Genomic DNA, 11783 nt, shown 5'->3' with positions numbered 1-11783 from the left:
TAATAATAAACAGATAAAATCAAAGACCATGAAAATACTATCGGCTTTAAAAATATATGTTGCAGTGCTGGGATTACTGCTGTGTACTGCTAAGTCCTTTGCGCAAACTGATCCGCATTTTTCACAATACTATGCAAATCCGTTATACCTTAACCCGGCATTAACAGGGGTTATAGATGGCGATTACCGTGCAACGGTGAACTTTAAACAACAATGGAGTGCTTTAAACAGTTCCTTTTTAACCGGAGGTGCCTCTTTTGATATGGCACCAAAAAAGAACTTCGCTTTTGGTGCTACCATTTTAAACCAAAGGGCAGGGGAGCTTGATTTTAACTACCTCTCTGCACTGGTATCGGGTTCGTACCGTTTAAGGTTTGGTGCCGAAGGTTTGCAAATGGTAAGTTTCGGCTTGCAGGCAGGCGTAATTAACCGCAGTTTCGATTTCTCTCAAGCCAGATTTGGCAACCAGTTTAATCCGATTTCGGGTTATGATGGCGGTATGATGAGTGGCGAAACACTTTCTTCCCAATCATCGCTTGTACCGGATGTAAACGCTGGTATAATGTTTTTTGATGGTAACCCGAACAAAAGTGTAAACGTTTTCTTAGGCGCAAGTGCAGCACACTTAACCCGCCCAATGGATCGTTTCTCAGGCTCAAATTCACGTATTCCGGTTCGTTATACTGCACATGGTGGCGCAAGAATCAAAGCTTCGGAGTTGTTGGATATTGTTCCCAATGCCTTGTTTATGTACCAGGGTAATACAAACGAAGTTTCGTTGGGTGCTTACGCACAGCTTAATGTTAATCCATCAGCAAATATTTTGTTTGGTGGTAACTACCGGAATAAAGATGCCGCAATTGCATTTGTTGGCTTACAGCTAAAAAACATGGTTTTCGGCTTAAGTTATGATGTAAATACCTCAACTTTTAACCGTGCCTCAAACAGTAACGGTGGTTTGGAGCTTTCCATCTCGTTAATTGGCCGAAACGGTATCATTGGTCCAAACTTCTTTTGTCCACGATTATAATTATTCAAATGAAACTATTATGATTTAAAACCATAATAGTTTCATCACCATTGAAAACAAGTTTAGAAAGATGAAAAAAATATTACTCTTTTTGTTAGTGGCATTCGGCGGTTTTGCAAACGCACAGTACGTGGTAAATTATAAAAAAGTTGCAGATACTTATTTCGAAAATAAGGACTATTATGCGGCATCTACCTTTTATAAAAAAGCCTTAAAAATTACTGGCGATAGTACCCAGGCCATTTTGCCTTATGGTAAGGAAAGAAAATCAGCTACTGATGATAAAGTGGTGGAAGATTATGAAGGATCGATTTTTAACCTTGCAGAATCGAGCAGGTTGTACAGAGAATTTAATGAGGCCGAAAAATATTATGCCATAGCAATCACCTTTACCAATACCCGTTTTAAAAAGGCATTATTTTATTATGCCGAAAGCTTAAGGGCAAACAAAAAGTTTAACCTCGCCATAGATGCTTTTCAGGAGTATATTCAAAAAAATCCGGGCGATGCTTTGGCTAAAGAAGCTAAAAAGGAAGTAGAATCATGCAAGTTCGCGATAGAAGAAATGCGTTTTCCACGTATGGTGCAGATTAAAAAAGTGCCTGGCAATGTAAATGGTTTAGGCTCTAACTACGCACCGGTTAAAATCAATAACGAATTGTATTTTACTTCATCCCGTCCCGTTGCAGTGGGTAGCAAAAAAGATATGGTTAAAACAGATGCAGGAGAAATTCAGGTATCAACCAAAACAAATCCCTTCATCAACAATATTTATGCAGCCAAAGGCGAATTAACTGCTGCCGATATTGCAGTAAGAAAGATCGATATCAACTTGCCTAAAAATATAGAGGTGGCTGCAGCTACTTTTACCCCTGATGGAAATACAATCTATTTTACAGGTTGGAGAGACAAAGAAAAATATACCATTTACAGTTCGAAAAAAACAGGCGATAAATGGGCAGATCCGCTTCCGGCAGGTTTACAGGTAAACAGTAAAGATTTTAATTCATCGCAACCTTTTGTAACCAGTGATGGTAAATTCCTGCTTTTCTCATCAGATAGAAGTGGTGGTTATGGCAAATACGATCTTTGGTATTGTGCTGTCCGCGAAGACGGATCTTTAGGTCAGGCCGTAAACATGGGGCCAACCATCAATAGCGAAGATGATGAGCGCGCGCCATATTACAACCCATTAACCAAAAAATTATTGTTCAGCACCGATGGCCGCATTGGCTTTGGAGGTTTGGATTTTTTCGAATCTGAAGGAGATCTGGTAGATTGGACTACACCAAAAAACCTGGGTTATCCGTTCAATTCATCAAAAGATGATCTTTATTTCACTGCAACAGATGAAAAAGGAACAAAAGGATACATCAGTTCAGATCGCGAATCATCATGCTGTTTAGAAGTTTTTGAGGTGAAGAAAGAATTCTTCTCTATTGCAGGTATTTTAACCGACTGTAAAACAAAATTACCTTTAGCAGGTGCAAACGTAACGCTAACAAATGCAGAAGGTGCTCAAAAATTAACTACAGGTACCGATGGTATTTACAAGTTTAAAGTTGATTCTAAAAGGCCAGTTAAATTGCTTTTTGCAAAAGATAACTACTTTGCAATTACTAAAAACTATCCTTACGAAGAACTTGCAAAGGCAGATACATTAATTTATAAAGACTACTGCTTAAGTCCGTTTAAATTGGGTATTCCAATCGCTTTGGATAACGTATATTACGAATTTAACAGTGCAGAGTTAACCGAGCCATCTAAAAAAGTGTTAGACTTCCTGATTCCGATTATGGAAGATAATCCCGAAATGGAAATCGAGTTAGGCTCTCATACCGATAATATTGGCACAGATGAATACAACCTCGATCTATCAAACAGAAGGGCAAAATCTTGTACTGATTACTTGGAAAGTAAAGGGATAGCCGCAGCAAGAATGACTTCGAAAGGTTATGGAGAATCGATGCCGATTGCGCCAAATGAAATTGTGGTTAAACGCAAGAAAAAAGATAATCCTGAAGGCAGAGCCAAAAACAGAAGAACAGAATTTAAAGTAACCAAAAAATAGCATACAATTAACATTTTCATTAAGCCATCTCTGTTAAGGAAGATGGCTTTTTTGTTTGTTCGTGCAGCAGCCTTGCTAATATTGACCGTTGGTGTTGGCAAAAACAAACTGATAAGCAGTTTTTGAATTAATCTTTGTAATTTTCACCACCATTAAAACGCAATGAAGATTAATATCCAACCGACTGTAATTTTTAGAACACCCAAATTTTCCTATCAATCTGAACTCGAAGATTGCTGGGAAGAACTAAAAGCAGCCATATCTATATCTTCTACAGCTTTTTACGAAACCATAAAAGAGGTTAAGGCCGATGAATTAAAAAGTCTTTCACCAAAGGTTTACTTTACCATCTGGAAATATTTTAACCGCGCAAAATTCCGTTCAACACCCTATGGCACATTTGCTGGTTTTAGTTTATTAAACAATGCGATAAAACCATCAGCAAGCAATATTGTAATTGAAGAAGATCAAAAAATATGTGAACTGGTTGATTGGCCGTACAAAAATAACATCCAATTACCCATAGCCGATTTGCTTGCAAAGAACTGCCAGTTATTTAGCAATAGCAGCTACTATTTCATACCAGGCAGTATTCGTTACATTGCCTGCACCGATGGTGTTTTCGAATTAGCAGAACTGGATGATAACAGCTTTGTAAAACAAATATTATTAGCCTGTTTAAAGCCTGTTCGCGCTAACGACCTTATTAAAGCTCTTGATATAAAAGCCGATGAAGTAGAAAGCCTCTTTGGCCTGCTTCAGGATATGCACGATTTGCAACTCCTTTTTACCAATTATGACCCAAATATTATCGGAAAAGACTATTTCGAACGCTTAGGAATGCCCGTTACAGCAGCGTTACCACAATATTTGATTGCGCAGCGAAAAGTTCTGTCTGGAAATGTTGATGAAAGTTTACTATATGCTGTTCCCGGATTGGTTAAAACGCTGCAAGGGATTTTACCGGCTAACGATCGCGAAGCACTTAAGCAGTTTACTAGCAGGTTTAAAAAGAAATTCGAAGATCAGGAAGTACCATTACTGCTGGCCCTTGATCCTGAATTGGGGATTGGTTATGATGAACTGGAGCAGGGTGGGCAGCACGATAATTTTATTGCTAAATTAACGAATAAAACAGCCAAAACTGATGCTGATAACGAGCGGATTAAATCCACATTAAAAAATACATTAAACCAAAATTTCGAAAAAGGTAAACCGGTATTTCTAAATAAACTCAAACTTCATTTAAACGAAAAACCACGGTCTTTACCCAATTCGACCAGTATGATAATGGCTGTGCACGACGATCTGATTTTTGCAGAACAGATTGGTGGAGCCACTGCCAATGCATTAACAGGAAGGTTTACCATGGCTAACGATGCTGTTGAAGATTATGCGAAAAGCGTTGCCAATGCCGAACAGGATGCAAACCCTGATGTATTGTTTTTCGATGTGGCCTACATGGTAGAAGCCAATGTGGATAATGTTAACCGACGGAAATTGATCTACAATCATCAGTTATCCATCCTGAATTTTGATACTTCAGCCCAACCGCTCGCTTTAAACGATATTCAGGTTTCAGTTATCGGTACTGAGGTAATTCTTCGTTCCAAATCCCTTAATAAACGTTTGGTACCCAGAATGGCTTCGGCATATAATTACTCCCGCTCTGATTTATCAGTATTCAGGCTTTTATGCGATTTGCAGCACCAGGGTGTAATAACCAGTTTATCATTACCGCTCGAAAGCCTCTTTCCTGATCTGGATTATTATCCACGCCTGCAATACCATAATATTGTTTTAAGCAGGAGCAAATGGCGCATTAAAAAAGAAGCACTTTTAGGAAAAGATCAAAAATACCTATCCATCGAGCTTTGCCGTAAATACCTTCAGAATTTAGGGGTGAGCGATTATTTTAAAGCCGGTTTATCCGATCAAACCCTATGCTTTGCCTTGCAGCGTGATGATGATATCAACGCTTTTCTTCAATATATGCAAAAACAAACCAGCATTTACATTGAAGAATTTTACCTGCCTCAAAACAATGTTGTGGTTGATGAAGGCGCAAAGCCTTATCTGGCCCAGTTCGTTTTATGCATCGCCCATCAGGAGCAGATTTATGGCGGCTTACCCAATCCTTCAGATCATAGCACTATTACGCGTTATTTTCCTCCAGGAAAAGAATGGCTTTACTTCGAAATTTATTGTCACCAACAAAGATCCGATCAAATTCTGGCCACTATCATCAACCCTTATTTGGCAAAACATGCTGCCCAGATTAAAAAATGGTTTTTTATCCGTTACAATGAAAATGGAAACCATATCCGGTTTAGGGTATTGCTAAATGATTACCGCAATGCACAAATATTAACCTCCGGCTTAATGGATGATCTGGCTCCGTTTTTAAATGCCGGTTTGATATCAGATGTGCAGATAAAAAGCTATAAACGCGAGCTTGAACGTTATGGCAGTAACATGATAGAAAATGTTGAACAGCATTTTACTGCTGACAGTGAATTTGTGTTATCTCTTTTCGAAACTCAACCTGATGATTTTAACAAGTATAAATACTGTTCAGATCTGGTAGCAAACATTGTTCAGTCAAAAGTTTTTGATCAGCAGGCGGCAGGCAAAATGATCAGGTTATTTTCAGATTCTTTTAACCATGAACATCGTTTGGAAGCAGCAGATTTTAAACAGTTAAACAGCTATTATCAGGAATTCAGGAAAGCTGAGATTTTAGCGTTTACAGCCACACAACAACAAAAATTTGAAGTATTTGCTGCTTCATTCATCAATTGCCTCAAACAGGTTAAAACTGAAAAAATGGTTAAATTATTTGGCGATTTAATGCACATGCATGTAAACAGGCTTTTTAATAAAGATCCGCGTACACATGAAATGGTAATGTATTACTTTTTGCTAAAAGATTTTCAACGCAGAAATGCAATCGGTGCTTAACGGTTTAGCCTGGCCAGTGGATTAACAATATCAACCGAAATTTCGGTAATGTACCTGTTCAGAGGATCTTTATCATACTTGAACAGATAATCTTTGCCATAAAAATTGCTCAGGCGCTTCGCAATGTTTTCTATACCTACATGGTGACTTTCGCTTTGCTTACCTTTATTATCATTGATCATATTTATGGTTGTGATATTGAGGTGATCGTTTTGATAAGTAATTTTGATAAGTGCAGGCTGGGTAGAGTGCGAAACGTTACCATGTTTAAATATGTTTTCTACCAGCGTTAACAAAATAAGCGGCGGAAACCTTAATCCGAATAAATCTCCTATTACCTCAAGTTCCAGATTAATCGTATTTGCTGTTCTGAGCTTATGCAGGTTAATTAAATGTTCTATCTGCTCAATTTCTTCACTGATGGGAACCATTTCTGATGCCTCCGGTCGTTTTAATGCATAGCGCATCATTTCAGCCAGGTTCATAATCGCATCAGCAGCCATTGGCGCCTTTTTGCGGGCATCGTTATAAATAAAATTTAAGGTATTAAACAGGAAATGGGGGTTAATCTGGCTTCGGAGGTAATTATTTTGCGATTGAACCAGATCGTTTTCCAAAGCCTGCTTCTCAATCTGGGTAACCAGGTTCTGTCTTTCCAATGCTTCAACTTTCTTTTGATCCTGGAAAGATTTCTTAATGTATACATAACCCGTGGCAAAACCGATGTAGTATAAAGAACGATAAACACTGGTTAGGAAAAAATCTCGGTTGAATGAAACAGGTCCACTTATCTTGATAAAATCTAATTCTATAAATACCAATCCGGAATAGTAATTAAAAAAAGTATACGCACCAATATTCAGAATTATGAGTAACGAAATTTTTACTGGTATTAACTTTAAATTTTTATTACTTAACAGTTTATTTAGAAAAAAAGCATGAGTATAAAATACTGTAATATTGCTTAAGTAAATAAGGAGATAAACACCCGGTGGCCTGAATAATCTCGATACCAAACCAAGTACAAATACCTCATAAATGATATAAATACTCCAAATAAAGAGATGGAGTTTATATTTTTGAAGGAATTTTTTCAAGTAAAAAAAGATCATTTTATTGCTTTTTATCTATTAAATTAGGGTTTTTGTCTTCTAAATCGAGGGTTTTGTGTAAAAAACTAGTTGCGTTGTGTTTTGAGTTGCACCTTTACAGAAATTAATAACAACAATAAAATACATACTTAAAAACATTATATCATGAAAGCTCAAAACACAACTAAACTTGCTAAAAAAACTGTTTTCGTTTATAAAAACATTAAATCTCAAAACAACTATTCAACACACCCAACTGGTGATCAAAGTCAAACTGTAGTAACTAACGCTACCTGGATTTTTGCAGTTTAATATTGCTATTGATTTCTGTTAGATTTCAATAAACTATTCTGCACATAAGCGAAGAAAGTTTCTTTATACCCTTCGCCAATCTGAATCATTTCATTATTTACAAGGCGGATAATATTTCCATCTACCTTTTTAATGGCCGATTTAGCAACGATGTTCGATTTGTTAACCCTTATAAAAGCATGGTTTTCTAAGGCTTTTTCGATCTCCTTGAGTGTAAGATAAGTAGTATGCGTTTCGGATTTGGTAATGATCTGTATATAGTTTTGTAAGGCCTTAATATACAGTATCTCATCAATCGCAATATTGGAAAAAGCATATTTGTGATCGCCTTTAATATAAAGTGCAGCCACCTGATCCGGTTCTTTTGAAGAAGGCTTGGCGCTATTCGCTTCTTTCTTCAGGATCCTGTCTATACCAAGCGCAAATTTTGCGAAAGAAATTGGTTTAAGCAGGTACTGATCCGATTGAACATCAAATGCCTGTAAAGCATAATCAGGATGTGCGGTGGTGAAAATTAAATACTTTGCTTTTTCCCTGATATTTTTGGCAAGCTCCAATCCATTGATTCCGGGCATGTCGATATCCATAAACAATAAATCAATCTCATCATCAGTGCTTATTTCAGTAAGTGCCTGTACGGGGCTGGTAAAGGTCTTAAAAATTGTTAGCCCAGGCATTTCCGCAATGTGGTCAGTTAACACCTCAATTGCATGTTGCTCGTCGTCGATAACAACGCATTTTAGATTCATGATTATTTAAATATGTTTGTTTTATTTGATTTGAATGCAAGTTAAATAAAAATGAATTGATTTAGCAATTGGGCCTAAAAAAATCTTCATTCTGTTTTCGTCTAATAAACTGATGGGTTTCGTGTAATATTCTATAGGGTTGATGTAAAAAACTTACCCAGTAAACTTCTTTTTCTAATCTTTAAACTGTTTGCCAAAAACAAATAAACATCTACCTGCCCAATATTGTGTAGCCTGTGGATAAGAAAATAAAAACAGGCCATACAACACTGGGTTTTAGATTTTAATAAAACTTAAAGAATTAAAAAAGAAGAAGAAAAATATTCCCTACATCTATCTACCGCCAAAATGAAACACAACGAATACGAATACTTGCTAAATAAAATCTACTACAAAGGGATTCTTAAAAATAACGGAATCAACGCAGATATGTACCAGAGAATGCAAAATGAATATAGCAATCTTGATCTACCTGCATTGGTTAAAGGAAAACTTGATGGTGATTATGCCTTCAGAAAATCTTTTTTAGTTGTTCGCAATTTTGTTCAGCAAGCCATTAAAGACGGTTTAAAAAGCTTTCATTTTACCATGAATTCAACAGATATCAACAAATTGACTTACATGGTGGATATGTTAAACAGGAACTTTTTTGATAAACAAAGTTTAGACAGGATTATCACTACAGCAAATTCTGTATTCAATCAATATAACTTAAAAAACTAACCATCTATAAAGATATATCATGGAATTAAAAGACGAAATCGGGCAATTTGCCGTAAGAATCAAGAAAATGCTTCCACAGGTTCAATCTGAAGATCTGACAAGGAATGCACTCGTAATGCCTTTTATCCAAATTTTAGGATTCGATGCATCTGAAGTTCAATCTGAAGCTGTATTAGATTTTGGAGTTAAAAAAAGTAAAAAAGTAGATTACACCATTATGAAAGATGGTGAGCCAACAATTTTAGTTGAATGCAAACACCACAACGAAAATTTAGATATCCATGATTCACGTTTATCTAAGTATTTCCGTAAAACAAAAGCTAAATACGGTTTATTAACAAATGGCCTTGTTTACCGCTTTTACACAGAGAAAATGGTGAGATCAAAGAAAAATCAAGAGCCTTTGTTCGAATTTAAAATAACGGATACCAAAGCTGCTACAATTGCTAAAATGATCGAAGAACATAAAGATTATTTTAACGTAGATCAGAAACAAACGCCATTAGCAAGCTAAAAATATATTAATTTTAATCTAAGAGTTCCCGAAAATTCTTACCTAAAAGTTCCGATCCAATCGGGACTTTTTTTATGTCCGGCCTTAAAAACAAAAGGGAGAAACCGCATTGGTTTCTCCCTTTATTGTAATGATATAATATTGCTTAAATAAGTGCTACACTTCTGCTTACAAAGGCTGTTAATTCAGCTCCTGTTAACATTCCTTGTGCCAATAGTGCTAAATCTACCGCTTGTTTAGCCAGTGTACTTTGCTCAGCCTCATCAGATGCCAAAATCTTGGTGATCAACTTGTGGTTTCCGTTAATGGCAACCTTGTAGCTGTCTGGCATTTGCCCATAAAAGCCCATACCACCACCCATTGCAGCCATATCTTTCATGCGGCGCATAAACTCATCCATGGTAATGGTAACAGGCAATTCTTCAGGGTGTAAAGCTACAATTTCTACCTGCATACCTGGTTTGGTAATGGCTTTTTCGAAAATTGCAGTTACTTCCTTCACCTGATCTTCAGTTAAAACATGCTCGTTTTGCTCATCTTTTTCAATCAGTTTATCTGCAACGCTCGAATCAACACGTTTAATTGATGTTTTTTCTAGTTTTTGCTCCAATTGATTAATAAAGTGATTATCAATTGGCGAATCCAATACTAAAACATCGTAATCTTTTTTGTTGGCCGATTGGATAAACGCATCTTGTTTAGCAGCATCGTTAGTGTACAGATAAACTACTGAGCCGTTTTTATCTGTTTGTAATGCAGTAACCTTCTCTTTATACTCTGGTAAAGTGAAAAGCTCGTTTTTAGTGTTTCCAACCAAAGCAAAATCTTTTGCTTTATCGTAAAATTTCTCCTCACTAATCATTCCGTATTTTACAAATAAACCAATGTCTTTCCATTTATCTTCGTATGCTTTACGGTCTTTCGCAAATAACTCCGCTAATTTATCAGCAACCTTTTTAGTGATGTAGTTATTGATTTTTTTAACATTGCTATCAGCCTGTAGGAAACTACGCGATACGTTTAAAGGAATATCAGGTGAATCGATTACACCATGTAAAAGCATCAAGAATTCTGGTACAATATCTTTAACCTCATCGGTAATAAATACCTGGCGTGAATATAATTTGATTTTATTACGCTGCATTTCAAAGTCGTTTTTCAACTTAGGGAAATACAATACGCCCGTTAAATTAAAAGGATAATCAACATTTAAATGAATCCAAAACAAAGGTTCTTCGCTAAATGGATACAACTCACGGTAAAAACTTAAATAATCCTCGTCTGACAAATCTGCAGGAGCTTTGGTCCAGATTGGGTTAGTGGTATTGATGATGTTATCAACTTCTACATCACTAAATTTAGCTTTACCTTCTTCATCAACACCATCTTCAACAGATTCTGTTTTAGTGCCAAATTTAATTGGAACAGGTAAAAATTTAGCGTATTTATCTAATATTTCCTGAAGTTTGCTTTCTGCTAAAAATTCTTCAGAATCTTTGTTCACGTGAAGGATAATATCGGTACCTCGGGTAGTTTTAGTGCCTTCGGTAATTTCGAATTCTGTACTGCCATCGCAAACCCAACGTGCAGGTTCTGCACCATCCTGGTAAGATAAAGTTTGAATTTCTACTAAATCGGCCACCATAAAAGCAGAGTAAAAACCTAAACCGAATTTACCGATGATTTCGTTGGCATCTTTAGCATCTTTAAATTTCTCAACAAACTCACTTGCGCCAGAAAATGCAACCTGGTTGATGTATTTCTTAATCTCCTCGGCAGTCATTCCCAAACCGTTATCACTAATGGTAATGGTTTTTGCGTCTTTATCAACGGCAACTTGTACCAATGGTTGGCCAACTTCTCCGTTAAACTGACCTAATGAACCTAGTCTTTTAATTTTCTGAACTGCATCTACTGCGTTAGAAACCAACTCACGAAGAAAAATTTCGTTATCAGAGTATAAAAACTTCTTAATTATCGGGAAAATATTCTCGGTATGTATCGAAATATTTCCTTTTTCCTGTATGCTCATATGTAAATAAATTGTTTAATCTATATGCTGCATATCAAGGGTTGTTCCAAAAGGATTTGTTTGCCAAAATGACAGCCGCAGGGTTCGTCATCTTTTGATACTGTAGCTAGAAAGCAATGACAGTATTTCTATTACATAATTTTAAAGAATGAATATCCTATGGGCATCGTCATGGCGAGAAGGCTTTTTCAGCCGACGAAGCGAAGGAGCTTCATCTCATGCGTCTTCCTGAACTTGTTTCAGGATCTTACATGAGTTAACCACAGCCACTTAATGTGTGTTTTTATTGCGTTTGCCACG

The 11783-nt window shown here is 36.5% G+C and carries 9 protein-coding genes; 6 read left to right on the top strand and 3 right to left on the bottom strand.

The window, feature by feature from the left end; genetic code table 11:
• Positions 1-28: 28 nt before the first annotated feature.
• The 3 genes from ACZZZW_RS24435 to ACZZZW_RS24425 all read left to right on the top strand — a co-directional run bounded on the left by ACZZZW_RS24435 (position 29) and on the right by ACZZZW_RS24425 (position 6062).
• On the top strand, positions 29-1030 hold the full coding sequence (locus tag ACZZZW_RS24435; RefSeq protein WP_055903253.1) for a PorP/SprF family type IX secretion system membrane protein: 1002 nt from the start codon (positions 29-31) through the stop codon (positions 1028-1030).
• Positions 1031-1100: 70 nt separating this feature from the next.
• Positions 1101-3101: an OmpA family protein gene (locus tag ACZZZW_RS24430; RefSeq protein WP_463497363.1), complete on the top strand. Its 2001-nt coding sequence runs from the start codon at positions 1101-1103 to the stop codon at positions 3099-3101.
• Positions 3102-3263: 162 nt separating this feature from the next.
• Entirely contained in the window at positions 3264-6062 is a 2799-nt protein-coding gene (locus ACZZZW_RS24425; RefSeq protein WP_463497360.1) for a lantibiotic dehydratase, read from the top strand.
• Here ACZZZW_RS24425 and ACZZZW_RS24420 read toward each other — a convergent pair.
• Entirely contained in the window at positions 6059-7159 is a 1101-nt protein-coding gene (locus tag ACZZZW_RS24420) for a sensor histidine kinase (protein ID WP_162235771.1), read from the bottom strand. The two genes, ACZZZW_RS24425 and ACZZZW_RS24420, sit on opposite strands and share 4 nt — an antisense overlap.
• Positions 7160-7318: 159 nt before the next feature.
• On the opposite strand from ACZZZW_RS24420, the gene ACZZZW_RS24415 reads away from it, so the two are divergent.
• Positions 7319-7465, top strand: coding sequence for a hypothetical protein (locus ACZZZW_RS24415; RefSeq protein ID WP_157255315.1), 147 nt, complete (start codon positions 7319-7321; stop codon positions 7463-7465).
• A 5-nt stretch (positions 7466-7470) separates the two neighbouring features.
• Here the strand turns inward: ACZZZW_RS24415 and ACZZZW_RS24410 are convergent, their stop codons facing one another.
• Complete coding sequence (locus ACZZZW_RS24410) at positions 7471-8214, bottom strand: LytR/AlgR family response regulator transcription factor (RefSeq protein ID WP_055903249.1); 744 nt, start codon at positions 8212-8214, stop codon at positions 7471-7473.
• 348 nt (positions 8215-8562) lie between these two features.
• On the opposite strand from ACZZZW_RS24410, the gene ACZZZW_RS24405 reads away from it, so the two are divergent.
• Entirely contained in the window at positions 8563-8937 is a 375-nt protein-coding gene (locus ACZZZW_RS24405) for a hypothetical protein (RefSeq protein ID WP_055903248.1), read from the top strand.
• 19 nt (positions 8938-8956) lie between these two features.
• On the top strand, positions 8957-9451 hold the full coding sequence (locus tag ACZZZW_RS24400) for a type I restriction enzyme HsdR N-terminal domain-containing protein (protein ID WP_055903247.1): 495 nt from the start codon (positions 8957-8959) through the stop codon (positions 9449-9451).
• A 145-nt stretch (positions 9452-9596) separates the two neighbouring features.
• On the opposite strand, the gene htpG is transcribed toward ACZZZW_RS24400, so the two are convergent.
• Complete coding sequence (gene htpG / locus ACZZZW_RS24395) at positions 9597-11483, bottom strand: molecular chaperone HtpG (RefSeq protein WP_200912244.1); 1887 nt, start codon at positions 11481-11483, stop codon at positions 9597-9599.
• Positions 11484-11783: the final 300 nt, after the last annotated feature.

Source organism: Pedobacter sp. AC379 (genome assembly GCF_979258145.1).
Note: the sequence above shows the minus strand (reverse complement) of the source record. Positions and strands in the feature narration are given on the sequence as shown.

What these genes read in the sequence shown, in the direction of transcription:
- ACZZZW_RS24410 (WP_055903249.1), bottom strand. Translation starts at nt 8,214, where the DNA reads ATGAATCTAAAATGCGTTGTTATCGACGACGAGCAACATGCAATTGAG.
- ACZZZW_RS24435 (WP_055903253.1), top strand. Translation starts at nt 29, where the DNA reads ATGAAAATACTATCGGCTTTAAAAATATATGTTGCAGTGCTGGGATTA.
- ACZZZW_RS24400 (WP_055903247.1), top strand. Translation starts at nt 8,957, where the DNA reads ATGGAATTAAAAGACGAAATCGGGCAATTTGCCGTAAGAATCAAGAAA.
- htpG (WP_200912244.1), bottom strand. Translation starts at nt 11,483, where the DNA reads ATGAGCATACAGGAAAAAGGAAATATTTCGATACATACCGAGAATATT.
- ACZZZW_RS24415 (WP_157255315.1), top strand. Translation starts at nt 7,319, where the DNA reads ATGAAAGCTCAAAACACAACTAAACTTGCTAAAAAAACTGTTTTCGTT.
- ACZZZW_RS24405 (WP_055903248.1), top strand. Translation starts at nt 8,563, where the DNA reads ATGAAACACAACGAATACGAATACTTGCTAAATAAAATCTACTACAAA.
- ACZZZW_RS24430 (WP_463497363.1), top strand. Translation starts at nt 1,101, where the DNA reads ATGAAAAAAATATTACTCTTTTTGTTAGTGGCATTCGGCGGTTTTGCA.
- ACZZZW_RS24425 (WP_463497360.1), top strand. Translation starts at nt 3,264, where the DNA reads ATGAAGATTAATATCCAACCGACTGTAATTTTTAGAACACCCAAATTT.